The following is a 24,310-nucleotide window of genomic DNA, read 5'->3' as shown; positions in this document are numbered from 1 at the left end:
TCTTCCGGTATCACTGTACGTTGCAATATAAGTGCCAGAGGATTATTAAGACAACCACTCAAGTGGCGGAATCGCTTTTCCACGCTGCCTTACTTCAAAGTATAGACCGTTTTGTTTTAATCCACCGCTATGGCCTACAGTAGCAATTTGTTCACCTTGTAACACCGTTGCACCCTTGTGTTTAAAGAGAGATTGATTGTGAGCATAAAGGGTCATAAAGCCTTGACCATGGTCCAGAATTAATAAAAGTCCGTAACCATTGAGCCAATCACTAAACACGACTTTGCCTGGATAAACGGCAGTAACAGGGGTCCCTTCTCCGGCAAAAAATGTCACTCCCTGGTTCATTTTTTGCAAAGATTGCCTACCGACTTGAACAGGGCGTGGCAATTTTCGCCTCATCTGGGTGAATGGCCTTTTAGCTTGAGTCACACTTTGTAGAGCCAGGGTTTTAAGTAAACGGGATAAATTTTCTTTATTGCGTTCATACTCTGATAAAGTGTGTTCTTTTGTTTCAATTTCGTTGTCGAGTGATTGTATAACGGCGGTGTGGTATTGCTTATCTCGCTCTAATTGCTGTTGATGGCTATGAAGTTGGTGTTGTAATTGTTGCTGTTCAGTGAGCTCATTTTTAAGTTTGTTATGGTCTTGGGTAATCTCTTTTTTTGTCGTATCAATCTGATCGATAATGTGTTGGCGCGATTGAACCAAATATTGGTAAAAAGTTAACAACCTGCTGATTGCATAAGGATCATCCTGATTTACAAGCCATTTAAGAGGTTGATATTCACCCATTTTATATCTTGTGCGCACATGCTGGGCGAGTAATTGCTGTTGTGCTGCCAGCTGTTGATTTAGTTCATTAACATGTTGTTGCAAAAGACTAATTTTACGTTGCTTGGAATTCATATCTTGCTGGATAAGACGCAATTTGCGTATGCCATCACTGATTTGCTTTTCAGTACCGGCCAGTTCTTGATTAAGTACCCCACGTTTGTCCTGAACGGAGGCCAGAGTCTGTTTCAGGGTATGGATTTGTTGGTCTAACCGTTTTAATTTCGTTTTAGCCTGGGTGAGCGAAGCGTTTTCAGCCCAGCATACCTCTGTCAACAAAGGCAATGAAAGTATTGTTAACCAAAGGATTGAGTTCATGGAAGTCAATAAGCTGTTTTTAATTTGCAAAATCATAATTTTTTACCAAGAGTGCGTGACCAGTCATTTCATGGGGTTGCGTAATACCAAGTAAGGCCAGAATAGTGGGGGCTACATCAATTAAACTGCCTTTGGACTGATTAAACTGCCAATCTCCTCCTACATAAAGTAAAGGAACGGGTTCGCAGGTATGGGCTGTATGTGCCTGTTGTGTGGTTTCATCAAACATTGCTTCCGCATTGCCATGGTCAGCGGTGATCAACAAAGCACCTCCGGTCTCTGTTAGCGCTTGCCACACATCATGCATGCATTGATCGAGGCATTCAACCGCTTTGACAGCAGCATTAAAGTCGCCACTATGGCCTACCATATCAGCATTCGCATAATTACAGATGATGACATCATAGGCTTCACTGCGAATTGCATCTATTAAAGCCCGGGTCAGTTCCGGTGCACTCATTTCCGGCAATAAATCGTAAGTAGCGACTGACGGGGAAGGAATCAGAATTCTATCTTCATTGCGAAACACTTGTTCTGAACCCCCATTAAAAAAGAATGTGACATGGGCATATTTTTCGGTTTCAGCAATGCGTAATTGACTTAAGCCATTATTGGCGATGACTTCTCCCAAGGTGTTATTCAATGTTATTGGAGGGAAGGCTATTTCAGTCGCTAAATTTTTTGCATAGTGAGTCATGCTTACAAAATGAGCAAGTGTAGGGTGAGTTGAGCGAATAAAACCATTAAATTCCTCATCAAGAAACGCTTGGGTTAATTGGCGAGCCCGATCAGCGCGAAAATTAAAAAACAGGACTGAATCACCGTCTTCAATCACTTTCCCTGCACCAATCAGTGTAGGAGGAATAAATTCATCGTATTTTTTTTCCTCGTAAAAGGTCGCTATAGCGGTTTCAGCTCGCTGAAATTGATAGTTAGATTTTGCTTCTGTTAATAAACGATAAACCGGCGCCACTCGTTCCCAGCGCTCATCGCGATCCATGGCAAAATACCGTCCTGAAATGGAACCTATTGTAGCGACAGGGTATCGTTCTAAATGCTGGTTGAGCCTATCCAGGCTTTGCAAGGCACTTTGTGGTGGTGTATCGCGGCCATCGAGAAATAAATGGAGACATACATTGCTAAACCTTAAATGATGACAGAGAGCCAGAAAAGCAAAAAGGTGATTTTCATGGCTATGCACTCCACCTGGTGAAAGAAGTCCCATGACATGCACGGTTTTATTCTTTTTTTGCATATCCTCGATAAGATTAGTAAGGACGGGGTTTTTAGCAAATTCACCACGACTGATTGCGTCGTTAATACGAGTAAAGTCCTGATAAATAATTCGGCCGGCGCCAATGTGCATATGACCAACCTCAGAGTTTCCCATTTGTTCATCTGGCAGACCAACCTGGTGACCCGAGGCATCGAGGAGAATATGTGGTCGTGTTTGCCACCATTCATCCCATTGGGGGGTCTTGGCTGCAGCAATCGCATTATGTGCCGTATTTTCTTGGTAACCCCAACCATCCAGGATCATTAAGACGAGTGGCTTAATCTGTTGCATCAAAAAATCTCAATGGAGTAAAACCCGATTATATACTGGTTTTAATTTCTAAGCAGGATGGCACTGCAAAAAGTAAAGGGCTGTTGACATTTCTACTATTATCTTGGCGCTTATGGCTTGATTTTCTGTGCTTCGCTGCGATGCTCGACTATCAAGCCATAATCACTCAAGCCAGGAAAATGTCAACAGACCCTAATTGGAGATACTTGGTTTTTAGATATGACAATACTTAATATTTTGTTATAAAGCGGGTAGACTATCCACCATTTTATGTATTGGATGAATTGGGTTGAACGAGATCTTACCTCAACACGTAGCCATTGTGATGGATGGCAATGGACGTTGGGCACAAAGCCGTGGTTTGTTGCGAGTTGAAGGACATCGTGCTGGTGTTGAGACAGTAAAAACGGTTATCCGTTGTTGTTTACAAACTCAAATTCCAATCTTGAGCCTATTCGCTTTTAGCAGTGAAAACTGGTCAAGGCCTGAAAACGAAGTTGAGTTTTTGATGCAGCTTTTTATTGAAGCGCTAGGACATGAAGTACAAGAACTCCACCAACATGGTGTTTGCCTGCGTTTTACTGGTGATAGGGAAGCCCTGTCACCAACGCTGTGTTCCCAGATGTTAGCGGCTGAAGAGCTGACTGCAAATAATAAGCGTCTGATCTTGAATGTTGTGGTGAACTATGGCGGTAAATGGGATCTTGTCCAGGCTGCCAAGAGTATCGCGAAACGTGTGTGTACAGGTGAGTTGGCTATTGAGGCGGTTAATGAATCTGCTCTGGAACAAGCACTCAGTACCCATGGATTGCCGGATCCGGATTTGTTTATTCGTACCAGTGGCGAGCAACGGATTAGCAATTTTTTCCTTTGGCAGCTAGCTTATACCGAATTGTATTTTACGGATGTACATTGGCCTGATTTCACAGCGGAAGCATTCCAAAAAGCATTGGCCAGTTTTAGTTCGCGAGAACGGCGCTATGGTAAAACCTCACAACAACTTAATGAGGTTAACCATGTTTAAACAGCGGCTATTAACCACAGTTATACTAGTGCCCCTCGTTTTGTTTGCTATCTATTATGCACCAAACTGGGTTTTTTCCGGGTTTGTACTGCTCTTAATGCTAGCTTGCGGTTTTGAATGGTTAGGATTAATTCCTATCGCTTCCTTGCCATCAAAAATTGCTTTTCTTGTGTTGCTTCTGGCAGCGGCGTGTTTAAGTTATTACATTTTTTATTATTGGTTGGCTCTTGGTCTCTTGCTATGGGTCTTTATTTTAGCAGCGATAGTTCTGTTCCCAAGATCACAGACAGTTTGGGGTTATTCCTGGATAGTTGCTGGTGCTTGCCTGCTGCTGCTGCCTTTATTTGCCCAGAGTATGATGGCAATTTATAAACAGGAGCAAGGTAAAGATCTGATTGTGTATTTGCTTTTTCTGGTTTGGGCTACTGATATCGGCGCTTATTTGGCGGGTAAGCAGTGGGGACGTCATAAGCTTATTCCCTCAGTGAGCCCTGGCAAAACAGTAGAAGGTGCGTCAGGTGGTTTTATATTGTCAATGTTGGTGGCATGCTGCGGTTACTATTATTTTCAGCCCCGTGTAGGCCTTGTTCATTGGTTTAACATCGGAATAGCAACGACCTTAATTTCCATGATCGGCGATTTATTTATCAGCATGCTTAAAAGAAGAGCTAAACTTAAGGATACTGGTCGGTTAATTCCTGGCCATGGGGGCGTACTCGATCGTTTAGATAGTTTGCTTGCGGCATCGCCTTTATTTTATTGGGGATTATACGTTTTAGCACCAGGAATCTAATTATGGTACTGACTTTAATTTATTTTTTCCTTGCATTGTTATTGTTAATAACAGTACATGAATATGGTCATTTTCTCGTAGCCCGTCTTTGCGGTGTGAAGGTCCTTCGTTTTTCATTCGGTTTTGGTAAGGTACTGGCACGCTGGCATGATAAACAGGGCACGGAGTATGCCTGGTCTCTTTTTCCTCTGGGCGGGTATGTGAAAATGCTGGATGAAACTGAAGGCGAAGTCCCGGAAAAAGAGCGTCATCTTGCTTTTAATAACAAATCGGTTTGGGCTCGTATCGCCATCATTGTAGCCGGTCCTTTATTTAATTTTATTTTTGCTTTCGTCGCGTTATGGTTGGTCTTGGTGATTGGTATTCAATCCCTGGCACCTATGATTGAAACGGTGAAGCCTGGAAGTATTGCTGCAGAGGCGGGGTTAGGGCCGAAACAAGAAATTCTGGCTCTGGATAATAAAAAAATTACCAGTTGGCGAGATTTTCAGTTTGCTTTAATGCCTTTGCTTGGCAGTGATGAAAAAGTCTCCATTTCTGTCAAGTCGTTAGCAAATGGCGAGAAAAAAACATTCATTCTCCCCTTGGAAAATTGGAATTTGGACGCCAAAAAACCTGATCCCTTAGGAAGCCTTGGGATAACCCCCTTTATACCTACCATACCTCCAATAGTCGGTGAAGTACTTGATGACTCGCCGGCGAAAGCAGCAGGATTGCAATCGGGCGATATTATTAAGACCGTGGAGGGCAAACCTTTAGAGGATTGGCTAAATTTGGTTGAGTATGTCAAGCAACATCCAGGCGCTCCTTTGCATTTGTTGATCGCCAGACAAGGGCAGATAGAGAACGTCAAATTACAAATTGGTACGAAAGTAATTGATGGCCAAAAAGAAGGTTTTCTTGGTGTTCGCTCTCAAAAAGTAGATTGGCCGCCACAATGGTTGCGCGTACAACGCCAAGGTCCCGTTGAAGCAATGGGGACTGCTTTTGCGCAAACAATTGATTTAACAGGAGCAACGTTTTCTTTAATTGGCCGTTTTATTACAGGGAAACTGGCGTTACAAAGTATTAGCGGACCGGTGGGAATAGCCCAGGGAGCAGGCGAATCCGCCCGTACCGGATTTACTTATTATTTATCTTTTTTAGCTTTAGTCAGTATTAGTTTAGGCGTGTTGAATCTATTGCCTATTCCTATGCTGGATGGAGGTCATTTACTTTACTGTCTAATGGAAATTGTTAGAAGGCGGCCACTTTCTGAAGAAGTGAGATCAGCGGGAATTTATGTTGGCTTATTGTTTATGATGGCATTAATGATTTTAGCATTGAGCAATGATATATCGCGGTTGCTGGGATAATAATGATTATTCTATGATTGTTTTCGATTGAAATAATCAATAAATCAATTGAGTATACAAATGCAAGCAGATTTTTAGTCCCAAGATAATAAATAGCTGGTAACAGTGGGGGATCTCTGTGGTAGACTGTCGCAAAAAATCTAGCTATTGCCCGATTTAGCGCTTTTGGATGTGACCATTCTTGCGTTAGTTATTCAGCTCAAGGCTACATTTTAATCATAGACTTCTTCCAGCCTGGCTGTGGAATGGAAATAACGAGGAGACACGGAGCGCGGAGCCGGAGTGTACAGACAAGGACACGAGGGTTCGAGTACCGTCTCGACGAAGCAATTTCCTACCCAAGTAGAGTTTGGAAAGAGGTCATAATTTCTTGACAGGGTTAGTCACTTCCTATAAAAGGGTGCAATTTATATATTCGTGCTGGAATTATTCCAGTGACAAGACCGTGCGTAGTACTGGACGTAAAATAAGAATGAAAAAAATCAGTAAAAAAATTGTTTTGGGTATCCTCTGTTCAACGGCGTTAGCCTGGTCGACTGAAATTAATGCGGCAAATGGTTTCGTTGTGCGTGATATCAAAGTTGTTGGTTTGCAGCGAGTCAGTGTAGGTACTGTGTTAAATTACCTGCCTGTGCAAGTTGGTGAGGAAATAGGACCTGGCTCTTCTGCACAAATCATTCGAGCCCTTTATGAAACTGGTTTTTTCCAGGCAGTATCGCTTGAGCGAGAAGGCAACACACTGGTTGTTCACGTGGTTGAACGTGCCACTATCGGTTCTATTTCGGTAGTGGGGAACCAGGAGATTCCCAGTGATAAAATGAAGGAGTTACTCAAGGAGATGGGCTTGGTCAAGGGTCGTGTTTTTCAACGGTCATCCCTTGAGCGTTTAGAAAAAGAATTAAAACAGGCCTATAATGCACGTGGAAAGTATAATTCTCGCATCGAAACGAAGATTGCGTCATTGACGGAAAACCGTGTTGCTATCACCGTCACCGTTTCTGAAGGGCGTGTTTCTCGAATCAAAGAAATCAAGTTTATTGGCAATCACGATTTTACCAGTAATGAATTATTGCCAGAATTGTCTTTGTCGACTAGCAATATTTTCACCTATTTCAGTAAAAAAGATCAGTATTCCAAAGCAGCGATGGATACGTCCTTAGAGGCTCTACGGTCTTTTTACCTTGATCGGGGCTATTTGAAATTTAATATCGTCTCCTCGCAAGTCTTATTATCCCCTGATAAGAAAGATGTTTATATTAATATTCATATCGATGAGGGTCCACAGTACCGTTTCGCTGGTTATGCGATTGCAGGTAAAACCATTTTACCCAAAGAAAAAATAGACTCTCTGATTGAAGTAAAAAAGGGCGATGTTTTTTCACGTAAAAAGGTTACGGAAAGTATTTCTGCGATTGGTTTGGCTTTAGGTGATGTTGGTTATGGTTTTCCTGCCATTAATGCAGAGCCTCGGATTGATGAAACCAATAAAACAGTCTTTATTACTTTTATGATCGAGCCTGGCCGTCATGTTTATGTACGCCGCATCAATTTCCATGGTAATACGAAAACGGCTGATTATGTATTACGTAATGTCATTCGCCAAAATGAAGGCGGTTTGCTGTCTTTACATAATATTAAAGAATCTGAACGGCAGTTGCGTCTTCTTAGCTATTTAAAAAATATCAATGTGAAAACAAATCCTGTACCAGGAACAAATAACCAGGTTGATTTGGACGTTGAAGTAGAAGAAGCGCCTTCGGCAGAAGCAACGGCTTCGGTAGGTTATGGTACCAACGGACCACAATTTAATGCTGCAATTAATCAGCATAACTTCATGGGAACCGGGCGTTCTATGGGGGTTGGCTTTAATGCGAGCTATTGGGGGCAGGATTATAACCTGAATTATTACAATCCTTTTTATACCCAAAATGGGGTTGGACGCGGGATGGGGCTGTATTATCAGCGAGTTGACCCCAAAAAATTAGATGTCAGTTCTTATTCCTCTAACCGTTTTGGTGGTGATGTAAGTTACAACGTATTATTAAGCGAAAATAGTAGTTTGCAATTCGGCTATGGATACCAAGACTTACGTATTAAGTCAGTCGGTACCGTTATGCAAATTCAGAATTTTGTGAATTTATATGGGCGCGACTTTCATGAGATTCGCTTAACAAGCGGTTGGAATCGTAACAGCTACGATCAGATGCCTTATCCTACGAGAGGGATGAATCAGCAAATCTCGGCTTTAGTTGCCCTGCCTGCCTCGTCCAATTCCTTGTCGTACTACAAAGCGGCTTATCAAGCCCACTGGTATCAACCGATTACTCGTGGTTTTATTTTTACCTTGTTAGGCAATGTTGGCTATGGAAACGGCTTTAATGGCAAGAGCTTACCGTTCTTCGAAAACTATTTCGCGGGAGGTATTGCCCAGCCTGGTCAGGTTCGGGGTTATGACAGTTACTCTCTAGGACCTCAGGATAGTAATGGTAATGCAATCGGTGCCAACTTCCTTGTCAATGGAAGTGCTGGTCTTATCCTGCCTTATCCCTTAAGTCGTGATAACGTCAGAACAACGGTTTTTACTGATGCCGGTAACGTTTTTGCAAAAGGCATACCGACTGCTTTAAGAGGAACCTTGGCAGGACCAATGCGTTATTCAGCCGGTTTATCTGTTGAATGGCGTTCTCCTTTTGGACCTTTGGCATTCAGCGTGGCTCAGGCATTGAACAAACAACCTTTAGATAAGGGACAATTGTTCCAATTTACCTTGTCATCCGGTTTTTAATTTCGCAGGGGTTAGTTTAATGAGTAAAAGAAGCTAAAAGAAGCTAACTGAAGAAATTAATAGGTGGAGACTAGCACAATATCGCAACCTGCAGTGAAGTGTGTTAGCATCAGAGACTTTTAATCAGGAGAGCAACATAATGAAGCGTGTCAGTGGGATTTTAATTGCATTAGTGTTTGGTTTAGGTGCCGCTAATGCTTTTGCAGATTGGGCAAAAATTGGTGTTGTAGATTTGCAAAAAATCATGCAAACCTCTAGCCAAATGAAAGTGATCCAGCAAAAACTAGAGAAAGATTTCAAACCTCGTCGTGACAAGTTGGTTGCGATGGAAGAAGGGTTGAAAAAGGATATGGAAAAATTTAAGCGTGATAGCGCTATTATGAGCCAGACTCAAAAGAAAGAACTGGAGAAAAAGATCGTTGCTACCCAGCAAACTTTTGAAAGAGAAGGCCAGCAATATCAGCAGGAATTGAGTACCGCCCATAATGAAGCCATGGAAGAGCTTTACGGTAAGATCCGCAAAGCGATCAACAAGGTAGCTGAAACCCAAAAATATGATCTTATTCTGCAGAAAGATGCTGCACCTTTCAGTGTTTCCAAGTTGGATATCACTGAGGAAGTGATGAAACAAATTAACTAATTGTTTCATTGCTAATAATTCGTGAGTAACGTGTATACCCTTGCCGAGCTAGCGGCTCGCCTGGATGGGGTTTTTCATGGTCAAGCTGAATGCCCCATTCAGGGTTTTGCATCATTGAGTCGTGCTACCCAGACCGATCTGGCTTACTTTGATAATCCTGTCTTGCTTGCATCTTTGAGCCAAACAAGGGCTGGTGCTGTCCTGCTAACTGCAGCGTATCTCCAATATTGCCCGACCAGTTCTATTGTAGTTGCTAATCCTCTAGAAAAAATGTCAGTGGTTACAGGACTATTTCAACAGACTCCAAAAACCTTGGAAGGAATTCATGCGACAGCCGTAGTCTCTCCTTCGGCAACAATAGGCCAGGGTGTGAGAGTGGGAGAAAATTCTGTTATTGGCGACGGGGTAGTGCTGGGTAATGGTGTCCAGGTTGATGCAAATTGTGTGATTGAATCGGATGTCAGGATAGGAAATCAAACGACCATTCATAACGGGGTTGTTGTTCTGCAAGGTTCCGAAATAGGTCAACATGTTGCTATTGAAAGTGGGGCCGTAATTGGTGCCTTACCTTTTAATAGTGTAAAAATGCAGGGTCGCTGGTTACATGGCCCGGCCGTTGGCGGGGTTATTATTGCAGATTACGTTCAGCTAGGTGCTAACACGGTAATTGCCAGAGGCGCTCTAGGCGATACTTATATTGGTGAAGGGGTGCACATCGATAATTTGGTACAGATTGCTCATGATGTTATTATTGGCGCAAATTCAGCCATTGCCGGTTGCGCCGCTATTGGTGCTTATACAAGGATTGGGGCACATTGTATAATCGGCGGTGCCAGTTGTGTTGCCGCGCACGTGCATCTTGTGGACGATATCGTGATCACCGGCATGTCAACGGTGAATAAATCCTTGTCTAAGCCAGGCATTTATTCTTCTGGCATTATGGTGAGTGAACATGGACAATGGCGTCGTAATGCGGCGCGTTTTCGGCGCCTTGATAATTATGTTACCCGCCTTACCAAATTGGAAAAGGAGAGGCAGCACGATTCAAATTGAGTTCTCAGAGATTGAGAACAGATGTGAAGCCCCAATGAATTTAATGAGAGTAAAGTGCATGAGTGAAATGATTGAAATAACTAAAATTCTCGATTTATTACCACATCGTTATCCATTTATCCTCGTTGATCGGGTTATGGAATACGAAGTAATGAATTATTTAATTGCTACTAAAAATGTAACAATTAACGAACCTTTTTTTACGGGGCATTTCCCGGGAAATCCTATCATGCCTGGTGTGCTAATGCTTGAAGCGTTGGCTCAGGCCAGTGCGATATTATCAAATTTGTCGCGCAAGCCTAAAGAAGGCTATGAATTCCTGTATTTTTTTGCAGGAATTGATAATGCCCGCTTTAAACAAATAGTAATACCAGGTGATCAACTGCGTTTGGAGGTCAAACTAGTTGGTCAAAAACGTGATTTTTGGCGGATGCATGGCGAAGCTTTTGTTGGTGACAAGCTTGCTTGCTCAGCAGATTTAATGAGTGCAGCGAAGGAAATTGTAAAGTGATAGATGAACGTGCAATGATTCATTCCTCTGCCAAATTGGCAAAAGGCGTATCAGTAGGCCCAGGCAGCGTGATTGGTGCTGATGTGGAAATTGGTGAAGGAAGCTGGATTGGCCCCCATGTGGTAATTCAAGGACCCACTGTTATCGGTAAAAATAACAAGATTTTTCAATTTGCTTCCGTAGGTGATGAACCGCAGGATATTACCTATAAAGGCGAACCCACGCGTTTAGAGATAGGCGATAATAACATTATTCGCGAATATTGTACGATTAGCCGTGGTACGGTCAAAGGCGGAGGCGTTACCCGTATTGGCAACGGTAATTACTTTATGGCCTATTCTCATATCGGCCATGATTGTATGATAGGTAACAGCATCACGATGGTAAATCATGCAGCCTTGTCTGGCCATGTCATTGTTAATGATTTTGCTATCATCGGGCCTTATGCCGCCGTACATCAATTTTGCCATATAGGCGCCTATGCATTCATTGCCCGTGCAACTTATGTTTCCAAAGATGTTTTACCTTATGTCATGATTGCCGGCCACACAACCTCTGCATGTGGAATCAATACAGTTGGTTTAAGACGGCGAGGGTTTTCTTCTTCTGCGATTGACCATTTGCGACGTGCCTATAAAATTATTTTCCGCAGAGGCCTAACAGTACAGCAAGCTGTTGCAGAATTAGAGCTAATACAAAATGATTGTCCCGAGGTTATCCCTATGATTGATGCCCTGAATCAATCAACCCGAGGCATTGTGAGATAACAGTGTTAGCTTCAGTGCTTGCAGTAGCCTGTGGAGGGACTTTAGGAGCAGTGGCTCGTTTCGCTACAGTAAGCATAATGCACCGTGTTTTAGGTTCGCGTTATCCTTATGGCACCTGGGTAGTTAACAGTCTAGGGTCTTTTTTGGCAGGGTTTCTAATAATTCTGCTTACAGAACGATTTGCGGTAGGGGATTATTGGCGCTTAGTATTAGTGGTCGGTTTTCTTGGGGCTTATACAACGTTTTCCAGTTTTGCCTGGGAAACTTGGGTACTTTATCAAAATGGCCAGGTACTCGCTGCTGCATTGAATATATTATTCAATAATATTGGTTCATTAGCGATGGTCTTATTAGGAATTTACTGTGGCCGATTGTTGAGCTGAGTTTGCAGCTCCCAATCAATAGGACCCTATTATTAATCGAATCAAATAGGATAAACTTTGCGTATTGGAGTTAATCCGAATTGTCTGCGACCAGATTTAAAGGTGAACTATGTTAGATCCTCAATTATTGCGTGATAATCCGCAATATGTTGCTGAGCAACTGAAAAAGCGCGATTTTCATTTTGATGTGCAAGCATTTGTTATTCTTGAAGATCAAAGAAAGCTGCTGCAAGTTGCAACTCAAGCATTACAAAATGATCGTAATCAACGTTCCAAGTTGATTGGACAAGCAAAAGCTCGCGGTGAAGATATTACTGTGATGCGTGAAGAGGTGAATCGCCTCGGTGAAGAATTACAGAGCAAAAAAACGGAGCTTGATGAAGTATTAAAGCACCTGGATGCGCTCCTTTTTAGTTTGCCAAATTTACCCCACCCTTCGGTACCGGAAGGTCGTGATGAACAAGATAATCAGGAAGTCCGTCGCTGGGGCGCCATTCCTACGTTTGACTTTGCGGTGAAATCGCATGATGAGTTGGGTGAAGCATTAGCCAAGATGGATTTTGCCCTGGCGGCTAAAATTACTGGTAGCCGGTTTGTGGTAATGAAAGCGGAGCTTGCCAGATTACATCGTGCTCTTATCCAATTTATGCTTGATATTCATACGCAAGAGCATGGTTACGAAGAAATTTATGTCCCTTACATAGTCAATGCCGATAGTTTAATGGGTACTGGTCAATTACCGAAATTTGAGGAAGACTTATTTAAATTGAAGGGGGATGACGGTTATTACCTTACGTCGACCGCTGAAATTCCAGTAACAAATACTGTTCGCGATACAATTTTAGCTGCAGAATCGTTGCCACTGCGCCATGCTTGCCATTCCCCTTGTTTTCGCAGTGAGGCTGGCTCTTATGGAAAAGATACCAAAGGCATGATCCGGCAGCATCAATTTGAAAAAGTTGAACTGGTATGGATTACAACCCCTGAAACGTCTTATGAGGCGCTTGAGAAACTAACTCATCATGCCGAAGTTATCTTACAACGGCTGGAATTACCTTATCGTGTTGTCGCTCTTTGTACCGGCGATCTGGGAGCTGGCGCGGCTAAAACCTATGATTTGGAAGTCTGGTTACCCAGCCAGGGGATGTATAGAGAAATTTCATCTTGTTCCAATACGGAAGCTTATCAAGCCCGCCGTATGAAAGCACGCTATCGGCACCCAGAAACTCGGGAGACAGAGTTAGTCCATACTCTAAATGGTTCTGGATTGGCAGTTGGCCGGACGTTAGTAGCGATTATGGAGAACTATCAAGATAAGGATGGCAATATTCGTATACCAAATGCATTGCAGCCTTATTTGGGAGGTCTGAAGCTGATTAAAGCCTAGTTTGCTTAATTTCTTAAAGCGATGGGATTTTTATAGACCATTGTTGTTTAACGAAAGGATGAGTTTATAGCAGAAAAACTAGAAAGTTATTATTCAGGACAATTAGGGCAAAAATCCATTTGAAGAAGACCATTATTGGTTACCTTTGGTAGAGGCAATAACAGGGTTTTTAGCTGGCAATGCGGACGGTAGCGATTTTCTGGAGTCAGAACTCTTTACCCGTTTTACATCCTGCCCCTCTTTGAAGCGAATGAAAACTCCAATCTAGCTTCTGGTTTTGTTCAGGTAAGCAAAATAGCTACCAGGGTAGGTGCTGTATTGAAGAACTGCTGGCAACTGACGGAATGCTATTGGGTGTCGCAAGAAGCGATCGCCCGTTAACGCCTCATTGATAGGCTAAAGAAACAAAAGAATTAAGAAAGAGAGCAGCGAAGCACTCCATAATAATAAAGTAAGCTGTTTTCAGCAGGGAAGGCCTTATTGTGATCCAAAAATCAAACCTGTACTTGTTTACTTTCCTCGGTATCTTTTTCAGTTTGTTTTTAGTTGGTACTCTCCTTTCACCCCTTCTGCTAAATATGATTCGCTCAACTTACCTGACTATGAGCATGGATGTGAATCGCAGGCAGGCGCAGGTTGTTGCGCAGATGATTTCCCATCTCTTGACAGATGGCGAACCTAAAAAAAATATTATTTCAGCTTTGCAGGCTTCTTTAGCGAAAACTGAAATGGATCGGGGCTATCTTTGTTTGATTGATGAAAATACAGGCGTTTTTCTAGCACACCCGATTAAAAAACTGGTCGGGCAAAATGTACATCAATTTAATACCAATTTTTTATTACTCGGGCAAGCACACCCACAAAAATGGGGAGCTGCTATTCAGAATAAAAAGGTAGAAGCGGGTGGTACCCTGATTATGCCAGGAGGAAGAACAGAAATTGTTAATTCATTCCTTGTTCCTGACACAACGGTGAGAGTCTTCTCTCATGAAAATATGAAGAGACTCAATAGCGAAATCGCTAAATTACAGCGATTATCCCTAATTGCTTTTATCTTGCTGGGGTTTATTGTTGCTTTCCCTGCATCTTATGCAGCACTAAAAGTAAGCAGACGTTATGAAAAGAGAATTGAAGCAGAGCAGGAAAAATCGGAACGACTTTTATTGAATATTTTACCAGGCAGTATTGCCCAACGATTAAAATCGGAAGAGACAAATATTGCCAATCGTTATGACGATGTTTCGGTTTTGTTTATAGATATGGTCAATTTTACTTCACTATCTGCTGCGATGAGCCCAGAAAAATTGGTTGAGGTGCTGAATTTTATCTTTTCACGGTTTGATGAAATTTCACTAAAATATGGTTTGGAAAAAATAAAGACAATGGGGGATTCTTATATGGTTGCTGGTGGAATTCCCGAGTTTAAACCAGATCATTTAAAATGTTGTGTTGAGGCTGGTATGGAAATGATGGCCTTTATTAATAAAGAACATCTGGATGAAAGGAAGTTCACTATACGCGCCGGGTTACACGTCGGTCCTGTGGTTGCTGGTGTTATTGGGACCCATAAGTTTACCTATGATCTTTGGGGGGAGACGGTGAATATAGCGTCTCGCCTCGAGTCTACCTCAGTACCCGGGCATATCCAATGCTCGCAAGCGGTGTATGAGCGAATAAAAAATGATTATAGACTTTTACCCAGAGGGGATGTTTTATTGAAAGGTATGGGAAGGATTCCCACTTACTTTCTCCTACCAGAAGACGAGTCAAATTAAAATGAATGGATTTGGTTTCTATAATAAAAGTAAGGATGGTGCGATTGAATGGGCGGCATAACCGTTTCATTTGATTCGATAGTACAACAGGAAGAATTATGACTTTAAAGATAACATTTCTTGGTTCTGGTTCTGCATTCACGTTGAGAGAGGATAATTATCAATCCAATGTACTTTTACAAAAAGCGAATGATACCTTGCTCATTGATGCAGGAGGCGATCTTCGTTTTTCATTAAATGAGCAACATTTAACCTATGCAGATATCAAGAGCGTCTATATTAGCCATTTGCATGCTGATCATATAGGTGGTTTAGAGTGGTTGGCACTGAACACTTTTTTTGATCCTGCCTATAAAATTAAGCCCAATCTCTACTGTTCGGAAAATATTATTAAGGATTTATGGGAACACTCACTATCTGGCGGATTACGTACATTACAAACTGAAAAGGCCACACTGGAAACATTTTTTAATACTCACCCTATAAAAGAACACTTTTGTTGGAATGATATTAATTTTCAACTGGTACGAGCAATTCATATTGTCAGTAATTATGAGTTAATGCCTTGTTATGGTTTATTGATGCACTACAAGGAAAACAAAATATATTTTACGGCTGATACGCAATATGCTCCCAAACAGCTTTTGGATTATTATGAGGAAGCAACTATTATTTTTCATGATTGCGAAACAGCAGAAAAAAAATCAGGCGTTCACGCCCATTATTCCGAATTAGTTACTATCCCTGCAAGATTGAAGAAAAAAATATGGTTGTACCATCATAGCCCCGGAAAACTACCTGATGCAAAGGCGGATGGTTTTCTGGGTTTTGTTAAAAAAGGGCAATCATTTTTATTTCGTTGAGCATTCCATTCCCCGGGGCTTATTTTAAGAATGTGTTTTAGCAACCAAAACACATTCTTATCACCCGATTTTGCGGAATCGTCCATACTGCCAGGAAGCTTGGAACTGGATTTCATCACTTTGTTCGCAATGATGGCAGTATTTTATCTGGTTTCAAGAATAGCATGCTCCGTGAATGCTTACGATTTACCTGCCTTACGGGCTGTTATTTCTTGTGAATCAAATAATCTTCAACAACGTCTCCATAAGGGAGCGTTAAATCAGTTATAAAATGAGAAACAGAAACGATTCTCTTAATATAAAAATTTGCAATAGGTGCTAAGGCGTGGGGATGAAGCTCCAAGCTACCTGGTCCAGTCCAGGCTCCTTTTATAGTGATGTCCTGTAGATAGGTCCTGGTTAACTGATTCACTTCAGGGGTGCCATCAACACCAGGAATATTTTTAAGCAAGAATACGGGTTTCTTCATGGCTTCCAAGACTTTTTCTTTATCTGCAGGATGATGTTTATAACCCATTGTTGCTGTAGCAATTCTGATACTACCGTAATTCAGAAGGCCAATTAGCGTATCCTCTTCAATAACTAATTTGGGTTTAGCCAGTTTTTTCGGAAACCCCCATATTTCGCGGCCACCGGCAATGGGAGCATGACAGTCAAGAAACATGGAAATCGTAAATCCGCCCTCCTCACCTTTGTACCTAACCGGGATAACTTGGCCTGATTCAGTGTAATCACCAAATCCAGTTGAATCCGGCATACGAATAAATTCAAATTTAATAACCGGCTCAATTAACTCTAAAGGTGGGGGCAAAACGGCTTGTAAGAGCTCGGGATCTGTTTCGTAGGTGATAATAAAAAATTCGCGGTTTATAAATCGGTAAGGTCCTGCTGGGTAGGTGTTTATCCAACGAGGGGCAGGCATATCAAATTCATTGTTAATAAACGATTTTCCTTTGCCCAAGTGCTTTTTATCCATAATTTTTGACCTCTCTGTGCGCTGCTATACTCTCTCAGTAGAACAATAAGCAATGGTTATGATTTCTTTTTAGCAACCAGTTTAAAATCGACTTTAACATCGTCTTTTATTTCATCAGTACTAGCCCAGTCACCTTGGCCAACGCCAAATGTACTGCGTTTGAATGTAGTCGTGCCTTCGACCAGCGCCATCCCGGGTGAGGTTTCTACTGCAGTAAATGTTAAAGTAACAGGAGCAGATTTATCACGGATAGTCAGTGTCCCCATTGCCTGATAAGTTTTATCTCCGGTCTTATTAAACTCAGTTGCCTTAAATTCCGCTTTGGGAAACATCTGTACATTAAAAAAATCAGGCGTAATCAAGGTGTTTTTTACATCGGCGTAATCTGCGGAAACAGAATTCATATCAACTATAATATCTATCTTACTGCTTTTATAATTATTAGGATCAACAAAAATTTTACCAGTAAATTGTTTAAATTGGCCTTTCACAGGCGCATCATTTTGAGTAGCAGTGAAGCTAAGACTGCTTTCAGCCGGGATAATTTCCCATTCGGGAAGAGCCGCGTTTACAAAAACAGGCAGGAAGGTCAGTATCATGAAAACTAACCATTTGGATAAGGAATTGATCAAGCTCATGACAGCATTCTCCTCAGGACGTCATCTTTATCAATAAAATGGTGTTTTAAAGCTGCAGCAGTATGAAGCGCAATAAATGCGATTAAAGCATAACCTAGCCATTCATGAATCTCCTGGAATAAATGCCTTAATTCTTCATTAGGAGCTATCAGGTTAGGTAGAGTAAATAGACCAAAGAAGGAAGCGGGTAGCCCCGCAGCAGAGGTTATTAACCAGCCGGTAATTGGCAAAGCAAACATAAATCCGTAAAAAGCCCAATGCACTGCCCGGGCTGCAAACTGTTCCCAGGCTGGAATAGATAACTCAGGGGTGATATTGATAAGACGCCATATTATTCGAATCATGGCAAGTCCTAACACAAGAAATCCGTACTCTTTATGCCAGCCATACAACTTAAGTTTTTGCAGGCTGATTGGCAGCTCAACCATATAGATACCCAGGATAAGAAGCCCAATCATTAAAATCGCTAATAGCCAGTGTAAGGAGATGGTAACAATGCCGTATTTATCGGTAGTATTTTTTATTCTCATAGCAGGCCTCATTGAGTGTCTTTATAGGCTTCGGCATTAATTTCTATTTTTACTTCATCTCCTACATCGGGTAGTAGGGCTTTTATACCAAAATCAGAACGTTTAATCGTGGTCGTGGCAGTGAAACCTGCTGTCATTTTCTCGGTAATAGGATTTTTGCCGACTTTATTCAGGGTTACATTCAAAGTGACAGGTTGTGAAATGCCATGTAGATCCAGGGTGCCGTGAACTTTGGCTGTTGTTTTATCAAGGACGTCTACCTTGTTACTAACAAACGTTGCGGTGGGATACTTGGCAACATCAAAGAAAAGCTTGCCCTTTAGGTGTTTATCTAACTCGGGGATTCCGGTAACAATATCAGCCAGTTTGATTGTTGCATTAACTTTACTATTTTCTGGCTTATCTTTATCCAGGGTTACGGTGCCATTAACGTACCATTTACCCGCTTGAGTTGAAAATCCCAAATGTTTAATTTGCCACAGAATATAGCTATGTTCAGGATCAAGCTTTAAAGTTTCTGCCGCAGCATGTAGTGTAGAAAAGGGTATTATCAGCAATCCAGCCAAAAAATAGCCTATTAATTTTTTTGTCATTATAAAACTCCCTTTCATTGAATCTCTACTAAGTGGGATCCACTCAGGATTTAATTAAGATTTCTTATCAGCCGTTAAATGTCCACCCACCAGTTTTTCACATAGCCCCTGAGGAACGAAAACAAAAGCATCCGGTTGTGCATCTTTAGTCGAAGACCCTGCGCAGGAAGAGGTTGCTGTTGCACAATCATTGAATCCTGCTCTAACAACACCATAACATTTTTCTGTGGCGGGAGCAGCCGATGGGTCACTTGCATTTGAATTAGTAGTACCAATTGAGGGTGTTGCTGCCAGCACTAAAAAAGCAGTCATCGCTGATTTAATTAATTTGTTTTTATCGACCATGGCAATCCCTTGTCGTGTAGATAAGTTAGTTTTATTCTAGATGGTAATTCAATTTATATCTAATTCATTTTTATTTTACCAGTGGCAAGAATTGAATCTGCAATTCTCTGGTTTGTCTGGATGCATTAATAGTTTTGAAAGATTCTCTATACTCAGTATTCAATTCAGAATAACATCTTTAATCATTGAGCGCTGATAGATCACAACAGTGAAGGAACACTAAGATAAGGACGAATTATATGTTGTATCAGTTCAAAAAATTATTATTTTTATGTGCATTCTTTTTTTGGGTAGCAGAGGTTTTCGCAGCCTTTAATTTTAATGGCTTGATTGGCGTGGATTATCAACCTAACCATTATGCAGGCAACGTCCCGTTAAATAATCATGATGTCTTTATCGTAGGTAATAATAGCCAGGGTACACCGATTACTAATGTCTACGTAGAGCTGGCTCAATTGAAAGAAGCGGGATTTAGTACAGTTCGTTCGTATCAGACGACCATTTATTCATGGGTTGATATTATCAATCAAGCCCATGCTTTGGGAATGAAAGTCATTTATGAGGCGGTTATACCCCAACAACCTGCGGATTCACCCTACAGCGGCGGTTCCTGCCCTGTTCCTCCTGCAAATCAAGACTATATTCCTTGTGCTCAGGCCACTCTCAATGCAGTTATTAGCCAGGTAACCCAACCGATTTTTAATGATACGGTCGTTCTCGTATTGGCTGGGCATGAAAATTATTGTGAGGCTGGCAATACGATTTCACCCTGCAACAACCCCGTTACCTCAAACATAGTTTATTTAACTTCAGCAGTTAATGCGCTGAAAAGTACATTGACTACGGCTGGTCTTGCTACACCAGTCAGCTCAGCGCTAGTTAGTGGCAATTTGGTGACACCCAGCGTTGCCATTTCTAATGACATGATCACCTTAGCCAACAGTTATTCAGCTGATGCGCCATTGGCTTTTGATCCTTATCCTTTTCAGTGGGGAGTAGCTGCAAATCAAGCTGTATGGGTTCCCCCTTTAGCGACCACGGTTCAACCCAACAATTCATTAGCCTGGGATTATATTCATGTGGTAGGTTCAGCAAATCCACCGGCTCTACCTGCGGCTGCTCAACAGCCATTTTATACCCCCGGCCGTGTTCTTTTGGCGGCAGAAACAGGTTGGGCAACTGCGGGGACGACCACCGAATATGCCTGTAATTCACCGGGCCCCTGTGTTCCCTCTGTTGCCAATGCAGCCGCCTATTATACAGCGCTTTATCAAGCCAACACGTCTAATTTTGTTGCTAATTCAGGGTATTCAATTGGTGTTCTGGCATTTGAGGCTTACGATGAGCCAAACAAAGGTAGCAGCAGTGCAGAAGGGCACTATGGTCTTTTTGATTCCAATTGCACTCAAAAGGCGGCAGGGCTTGTTCCTACGAACAAATTAGTTTCAGCGACGGGATGCCAGGGATTTTCAAGAGGATCTTTGCTGACAATCGTAGGTTTTGCGCATCCCTATACGCTTATTATTAAGCAAAAGAACCCAATTACCGGTAGCGAAGTTTCTGCCACACTGAATAGTGATGGCAAACAAAGCAGTTTGCCAGGAGCACCCTGGCCGCAATATCTTGTATTTCCAGGTGCAACAATCACAATTAGAGGGAACCCCTCTTGCACCAGTACAGTGCAATCAATTGATAGTGCCGGACATATTACCTTTGCTGGAAAATGCAATTGTCCGAATGATAAGCTGAGCAATTGTTACTACTAAGTGTTTGAACTGCAACAGTGTGTTTCACTGCTGCTTTATTAAGTGAATGACATGGAGGTTTGCTTTGAAATATACGGGATGGTGTCTATCAATCTTAAGTTTGTTTCTTTCAGTAACGTTTGCTTCGACCAACAAAATTGCTGCCGTTATCCCAGACAATCAAACAGGTTTTTTCGCTGGTTTGGGTGGCAGCTATAATTTTTTCCGCGTTAATTCAGAGATGTCGGGGAGTCTTAATGCGACTAGTGGTTTTGTGCCTATAGGCTTGTTTTCGGGGGCAACGGGTTCTTACTCAAGAACAAAGGACGTATTCGCTCCTGAAGGCCAGCTAGGTTATTTTCAACCGATTAATGGTGGTCAATGGTTGTGGGGGATTGAATTGTTATATCAATATTCAAGAGCAAAAATAACCAGTTATAACCAGTTCCAGGAGCCAGGGACTTCCATCAAGTTTATAAACCCCTCTGTTAACGTTAGCGATGAAATCAGTATTCGCTCTATCCAAACCAGAGTGAATGATAAACTCATGTTACCGCTATTTATTGGTCGTTCATTAACCAATAGTTTTATCTACCTCGGAGCAGGTCCTGCTGTGTTTAGAACAAAACAAACTGTCGATGTAAGCGCTGATACAATTTCTGGGCTTTACGCAGGTAATCTCAATGGTTTTTCCAATACAAAATGGGTATGGGGCGGTGCAGTACAAGCTGGTATAGCGTTTTACGTCAATCCTACCTGGTTCCTGAAGTTCAATTACAGTTATGCGATCACCGACCATTATAAAGCAAATAACCTTCAATCTTTCTCTCCTGAGATTAACGGGGGGCTTAATGGCGGTACAGTCTCTTTCAGTACGTCGCATCGCCTTATTGCACAAGAAGTGGCTGTTTCAATCAACAAATTATTTTCCTTATGAGATGCAACCTGGGTTGAGTTCTGGTTTTCAGATTCAAAGAGTGATTGAACAATGTTTTGAGCTAATTAGCTGATGGGTTAAACACTGTGGAGATGACGACAGGTTCTAGAAGAGTAGCTACTGTAAAGTATATTGACAGGCTAATAATATCTTGTAGAGCTGTCGCCAAAGAGCCACTGACTAAAGCAGGATCTTTTGAAAAAATTTTGAAGATGATTGGGATTAAGCAGGTCCCGCCCTCATTGGTTGTATTGCCTCTCTATGAGCAGGAGCAACTACTTTAGAGGGGAGTATTGCTTCTATCAATTTTTGTTTTAAGGCCACTGGCATTATTTTGTCTGGAAGTGCATTAATCCCTAGAGTTAATTTGTTCGCATGTCCTTTTAGCAGGGGAAGGCTCGTTTCCTGACATGCTTTCTGGATAAGTTCTAAAGTTTCTTTTAATTCTCTAGGTAAATGCAGTACTTTGTTATTACCGAGTGGTAACGAAATAGCATTAACATAATCACCAAAGAATCCGTATTTTTGCTTTAGGTTCCATTGCTTATGTTCTTTTAATTGTTCGAAGACGTCTAAAAATTGCTTTTGCGTTTCTTTAATACTTGCCTCATGGGAATCAAATAGTTTTTTTAAGGGTTCACGTCGCTGTCCTTCTGCCATTAAAGTCACACTAAGTCTTTTTTTGTAAGGATCTGCATCATGTGCAAGTAAAAATTGACAGCGCCCGGCATCTTGTTTGTGGATTGCAACCCACAAAGGCAATTGAGGGTTACCATTAATGTTATCAATTTCAGTATTCACAAACTGAGGGAATCTCGTTAAGATGGTAGCGGCTACCTCATAGTTATTTTCATTCATAGACGTCAGAAAGGTTCTTTTGCACCATTCTTCGCTAACGGCCTTAATGGCAAACAGCTCTTTAAATAGAATGCGATTTTGCTTCTGATAACACCAATCTAAATCATCGGTACGAGTAACAAAATGGGGATCTTCTTGTAATTGTTTAATACATTTACTGTAAATCGCTTGGTTATTATGCAGTAATCCTAGTTTGTATATTTGGTTTAAAGCCTCCGATTTTAAACCATCTATAGGTATCGGTTTTATTATTTGATTAAAAAGATTTTCATCTTTTTCAAAAAAATTATAAGGATCTGTCCCACTCCGTGGACTTTTAAGCAAAAGAGTACTTTTATCCACAATACGGCTACTGATTTCTTTACAAAGGTCGATTTTTTTATGCTGTAAGGCGAGTAAATAATATTCAATTAAACTGTCTTGCGATAACTTGCTGATATCTACCTTTGAGGCAATGAGGTCAAATAACTCAGGTCTCTGAGTGAGTTGAGGCCATGGGTGTAAAGCAACAATAGGGCCTTTTTTAAAGAGTGCATTCTGATCAAAGGTCTGAACTTGTAATACGGAGGAAATCGTTTCCTTATGAGCATGTTTGAGGGCCAGGAGATAAATATCATGCAATGTATCTTGAGTCTGCTCTCTATAATTCATGCCGGCTAATGCTTGAAAAAAAGGAGCTGTTCGTCCAGCCTCAAATTGAGTTCTTTCGCATAGTTCGACAAAACGATTTGTTCCTATTCTTGAATCGCCCTCCTGCTTAAGCATTGTAGAAAAAGGAATATTCTCGCGACATTGTTTGATCAGGTTTTGGTTATTATGAATTAAAGCGAGAATATAAGCTTCGTACCAATCTCCTTTTTTTATGAGTAGTGCACAAATTTGTTCACTCGCCTCCTTTCCTTCTTTATATAATCGAAAGATGGGAGATTGACCCTTTTTATCTTTAGTAAGTAATAACTCAGGCTTGCGAGTTGCAATATCGACAAAAAGTTTTGTTTGCTGAGGAGAAAGATAATGCAGGCAATTTCTTCCTGATGCATCGGTTAATGATAAATCAACGTTTGCTTTTAAGAGCATTCTCATTACTTCAATGCTTGAATGTTTCGCAGCGATATTTAATAAGGGCATGCGCTCTTTACCCGCTGTGGCTAATTGAGCAGGATTGATTAAGGCCGCTTGCTCGGTGTGGAATTTATTGTAATACTCCATCAGTAGGTTAAAAGTATAGCCTTGATCTTTACGTGCGGATTCTGCAAGGGCATACTCAAAGGCATTTTTCTCAAACCGATGTCCTTTTTCAAGAAGAAAATTAATTATCTGCGGGTCACCATTTGAGTAGGCTTCGACCATAACATTTTGGTCCACGTGCTCTTTTTTATAATAACGTTTTACAAACTCAAACTGCCCGTATGATACCGCCGTTGCCAATGCGTGTTTTTTACAAGCCCCTAGCTTCTCATGACCTAGAGCTTGTTCAAGATAAAGCACTAATTTTGAATCTCCATTTTGAATGGCAAAATCTAATGCACTGTCCTTTGAGTGAGCACCCTGTTGTGCTGATCTCCTCCCTAAAAATAGATCCACTGTAAATTAGAGAATCTGGCAAAATATCAATTAATAAAAACGGGGTATT

General features: G+C 41.5%; 23 protein-coding genes. 14 read left to right on the top strand and 9 right to left on the bottom strand.

Annotation, left to right across the window (positions count from 1 at the left end):
- Positions 1–45: 45 nt before the first annotated feature.
- Positions 46–1,188, bottom strand: a complete 1,143-nt coding sequence (locus ACN4Z1_RS15245; RefSeq protein ID WP_370634601.1) for a murein hydrolase activator EnvC family protein — start codon at positions 1,186–1,188, stop codon at positions 46–48.
- Positions 1,172–2,719 carry a 2,3-bisphosphoglycerate-independent phosphoglycerate mutase gene (gpmI, locus tag ACN4Z1_RS15240; protein ID WP_228364626.1) on the bottom strand — a complete coding sequence of 516 codons (1,548 nt, stop codon included), beginning with the start codon at positions 2,717–2,719 and terminating at the stop codon, positions 1,172–1,174. Before gpmI ends, ACN4Z1_RS15245 begins: the two co-directional genes overlap by 17 nt.
- Positions 2,720–3,008: 289 nt before the next feature.
- Between gpmI and uppS the strand changes: the two genes are divergently transcribed.
- From uppS to ACN4Z1_RS15180, 12 genes are all read left to right on the top strand, one after another.
- Positions 3,009–3,743 (top strand): polyprenyl diphosphate synthase, encoded by a 735-nt coding sequence (gene uppS, locus ACN4Z1_RS15235; RefSeq protein WP_115220499.1) that lies wholly within the window; start codon positions 3,009–3,011, stop codon positions 3,741–3,743.
- Complete coding sequence (locus tag ACN4Z1_RS15230) at positions 3,736–4,536, top strand: phosphatidate cytidylyltransferase (protein WP_228364627.1); 801 nt, start codon at positions 3,736–3,738, stop codon at positions 4,534–4,536. The genes uppS and ACN4Z1_RS15230 overlap by 8 nt, the downstream gene beginning before the upstream one ends.
- A gap of 2 nt (positions 4,537–4,538) precedes the next feature.
- A complete protein-coding gene (gene rseP, locus ACN4Z1_RS15225; RefSeq protein ID WP_228364628.1) occupies positions 4,539–5,891 on the top strand; it encodes an RIP metalloprotease RseP in 1,353 nt (450 codons plus the stop codon).
- 472 nt (positions 5,892–6,363) lie between these two features.
- Positions 6,364–8,676: an outer membrane protein assembly factor BamA gene (gene bamA, locus ACN4Z1_RS15220; RefSeq protein WP_228364629.1), complete on the top strand. Its 2,313-nt coding sequence runs from the start codon at positions 6,364–6,366 to the stop codon at positions 8,674–8,676.
- A 139-nt stretch (positions 8,677–8,815) separates the two neighbouring features.
- Positions 8,816–9,316 carry an OmpH family outer membrane protein gene (locus ACN4Z1_RS15215; RefSeq protein ID WP_058446765.1) on the top strand — a complete coding sequence of 167 codons (501 nt, stop codon included), beginning with the start codon at positions 8,816–8,818 and terminating at the stop codon, positions 9,314–9,316.
- Positions 9,317–9,346: 30 nt separating this feature from the next.
- The gene (gene lpxD, locus ACN4Z1_RS15210; protein WP_228365061.1) at positions 9,347–10,369 is read left to right on the top strand and encodes a UDP-3-O-(3-hydroxymyristoyl)glucosamine N-acyltransferase; all 1,023 of its coding nucleotides are present in this window, start codon (positions 9,347–9,349) and stop codon (positions 10,367–10,369) included.
- A gap of 67 nt (positions 10,370–10,436) precedes the next feature.
- Positions 10,437–10,880 (top strand): 3-hydroxyacyl-ACP dehydratase FabZ, encoded by a 444-nt coding sequence (gene fabZ / locus ACN4Z1_RS15205; RefSeq protein WP_370634631.1) that lies wholly within the window; start codon positions 10,437–10,439, stop codon positions 10,878–10,880.
- Positions 10,877–11,647, top strand: a complete 771-nt coding sequence (gene lpxA / locus ACN4Z1_RS15200) for an acyl-ACP--UDP-N-acetylglucosamine O-acyltransferase (RefSeq protein ID WP_115220505.1) — start codon at positions 10,877–10,879, stop codon at positions 11,645–11,647. The genes fabZ and lpxA overlap by 4 nt, the downstream gene beginning before the upstream one ends.
- A gap of 2 nt (positions 11,648–11,649) precedes the next feature.
- Positions 11,650–12,030, top strand: a complete 381-nt coding sequence (gene crcB / locus ACN4Z1_RS15195; protein ID WP_228364630.1) for a fluoride efflux transporter CrcB — start codon at positions 11,650–11,652, stop codon at positions 12,028–12,030.
- A 109-nt stretch (positions 12,031–12,139) separates the two neighbouring features.
- The gene (gene serS, locus ACN4Z1_RS15190) at positions 12,140–13,417 is read left to right on the top strand and encodes a serine--tRNA ligase (protein ID WP_419388329.1); all 1,278 of its coding nucleotides are present in this window, start codon (positions 12,140–12,142) and stop codon (positions 13,415–13,417) included.
- 482 nt (positions 13,418–13,899) lie between these two features.
- Positions 13,900–15,192, top strand: a complete 1,293-nt coding sequence (locus tag ACN4Z1_RS15185) for an adenylate/guanylate cyclase domain-containing protein (RefSeq protein WP_228364632.1) — start codon at positions 13,900–13,902, stop codon at positions 15,190–15,192.
- Positions 15,193–15,290: 98 nt separating this feature from the next.
- Positions 15,291–16,055, top strand: coding sequence for an MBL fold metallo-hydrolase (locus tag ACN4Z1_RS15180; RefSeq protein ID WP_228364633.1), 765 nt, complete (start codon positions 15,291–15,293; stop codon positions 16,053–16,055).
- 205 nt (positions 16,056–16,260) lie between these two features.
- Here the strand turns inward: ACN4Z1_RS15180 and ACN4Z1_RS15175 are convergent, their stop codons facing one another.
- From ACN4Z1_RS15175 to ACN4Z1_RS15155, 5 genes are read right to left on the bottom strand one after another with little or no spacing between them, the layout of a single operon-like run.
- The gene (locus ACN4Z1_RS15175; RefSeq protein WP_228364634.1) at positions 16,261–17,031 is read right to left on the bottom strand and encodes an acetoacetate decarboxylase; all 771 of its coding nucleotides are present in this window, start codon (positions 17,029–17,031) and stop codon (positions 16,261–16,263) included.
- A gap of 56 nt (positions 17,032–17,087) precedes the next feature.
- Positions 17,088–17,669 (bottom strand): YceI family protein, encoded by a 582-nt coding sequence (locus tag ACN4Z1_RS15170; protein WP_228364635.1) that lies wholly within the window; start codon positions 17,667–17,669, stop codon positions 17,088–17,090.
- Entirely contained in the window at positions 17,666–18,199 is a 534-nt protein-coding gene (locus ACN4Z1_RS15165) for a cytochrome b (protein WP_115220511.1), read from the bottom strand. The genes ACN4Z1_RS15170 and ACN4Z1_RS15165 overlap by 4 nt, the downstream gene beginning before the upstream one ends.
- Before the next feature lie 8 nt (positions 18,200–18,207).
- Complete coding sequence (locus ACN4Z1_RS15160) at positions 18,208–18,792, bottom strand: YceI family protein (protein ID WP_181879310.1); 585 nt, start codon at positions 18,790–18,792, stop codon at positions 18,208–18,210.
- A gap of 54 nt (positions 18,793–18,846) precedes the next feature.
- Positions 18,847–19,137, bottom strand: a complete 291-nt coding sequence (locus tag ACN4Z1_RS15155) for a DUF2282 domain-containing protein (protein ID WP_115220513.1) — start codon at positions 19,135–19,137, stop codon at positions 18,847–18,849.
- Positions 19,138–19,376: 239 nt separating this feature from the next.
- Between ACN4Z1_RS15155 and ACN4Z1_RS15150 the strand changes: the two genes are divergently transcribed.
- A complete protein-coding gene (locus tag ACN4Z1_RS15150; protein ID WP_419388330.1) occupies positions 19,377–20,903 on the top strand; it encodes a glycosyl hydrolase family 17 protein in 1,527 nt (508 codons plus the stop codon).
- Positions 20,904–20,967: 64 nt separating this feature from the next.
- A complete protein-coding gene (locus ACN4Z1_RS15145) occupies positions 20,968–21,819 on the top strand; it encodes an outer membrane protein (protein ID WP_419388331.1) in 852 nt (283 codons plus the stop codon).
- Positions 21,820–21,880: 61 nt separating this feature from the next.
- Here ACN4Z1_RS15145 and ACN4Z1_RS15140 read toward each other — a convergent pair whose 3' ends face one another.
- Together ACN4Z1_RS15140 and ACN4Z1_RS15135 are read right to left on the bottom strand one after the other, a co-directional pair.
- Positions 21,881–22,024, bottom strand: coding sequence for a hypothetical protein (locus ACN4Z1_RS15140; protein WP_419386129.1), 144 nt, complete (start codon positions 22,022–22,024; stop codon positions 21,881–21,883).
- 17 nt (positions 22,025–22,041) lie between these two features.
- The gene (locus ACN4Z1_RS15135; RefSeq protein ID WP_419388332.1) at positions 22,042–24,165 is read right to left on the bottom strand and encodes a hypothetical protein; all 2,124 of its coding nucleotides are present in this window, start codon (positions 24,163–24,165) and stop codon (positions 22,042–22,044) included.
- Positions 24,166–24,310 lie beyond the last annotated feature (145 nt).

Origin of the sequence: Legionella sp. ST3F1, assembly GCF_048553315.1 — a bacterium.
Lineage (GTDB): Bacteria > Pseudomonadota > Gammaproteobacteria > Legionellales > Legionellaceae > Tatlockia > Tatlockia donaldsonii.
This window is presented reverse-complemented; position numbering and strand designations above follow the sequence as displayed.

Excerpts from the sequence above, each read along its gene's own strand:
- ACN4Z1_RS15155 (WP_115220513.1), bottom strand. The coding sequence starts at position 19,137 with ATGGTCGATAAAAACAAATTAATTAAATCAGCGATGACTGCTTTTTTA.
- ACN4Z1_RS15245 (WP_370634601.1), bottom strand. The coding sequence starts at position 1,188 with ATGATTTTGCAAATTAAAAACAGCTTATTGACTTCCATGAACTCAATC.
- ACN4Z1_RS15150 (WP_419388330.1), top strand. The coding sequence starts at position 19,377 with ATGTTGTATCAGTTCAAAAAATTATTATTTTTATGTGCATTCTTTTTT.
- ACN4Z1_RS15215 (WP_058446765.1), top strand. The coding sequence starts at position 8,816 with ATGAAGCGTGTCAGTGGGATTTTAATTGCATTAGTGTTTGGTTTAGGT.
- serS (WP_419388329.1), top strand. The coding sequence starts at position 12,140 with ATGTTAGATCCTCAATTATTGCGTGATAATCCGCAATATGTTGCTGAG.
- ACN4Z1_RS15165 (WP_115220511.1), bottom strand. The coding sequence starts at position 18,199 with ATGAGAATAAAAAATACTACCGATAAATACGGCATTGTTACCATCTCC.
- ACN4Z1_RS15180 (WP_228364633.1), top strand. The coding sequence starts at position 15,291 with ATGACTTTAAAGATAACATTTCTTGGTTCTGGTTCTGCATTCACGTTG.
- ACN4Z1_RS15175 (WP_228364634.1), bottom strand. The coding sequence starts at position 17,031 with ATGGATAAAAAGCACTTGGGCAAAGGAAAATCGTTTATTAACAATGAA.
- ACN4Z1_RS15170 (WP_228364635.1), bottom strand. The coding sequence starts at position 17,669 with ATGAGCTTGATCAATTCCTTATCCAAATGGTTAGTTTTCATGATACTG.
- ACN4Z1_RS15230 (WP_228364627.1), top strand. The coding sequence starts at position 3,736 with ATGTTTAAACAGCGGCTATTAACCACAGTTATACTAGTGCCCCTCGTT.
- bamA (WP_228364629.1), top strand. The coding sequence starts at position 6,364 with ATGAAAAAAATCAGTAAAAAAATTGTTTTGGGTATCCTCTGTTCAACG.
- gpmI (WP_228364626.1), bottom strand. The coding sequence starts at position 2,719 with ATGCAACAGATTAAGCCACTCGTCTTAATGATCCTGGATGGTTGGGGT.
- fabZ (WP_370634631.1), top strand. The coding sequence starts at position 10,437 with ATGATTGAAATAACTAAAATTCTCGATTTATTACCACATCGTTATCCA.
- ACN4Z1_RS15160 (WP_181879310.1), bottom strand. The coding sequence starts at position 18,792 with ATGACAAAAAAATTAATAGGCTATTTTTTGGCTGGATTGCTGATAATA.
- rseP (WP_228364628.1), top strand. The coding sequence starts at position 4,539 with ATGGTACTGACTTTAATTTATTTTTTCCTTGCATTGTTATTGTTAATA.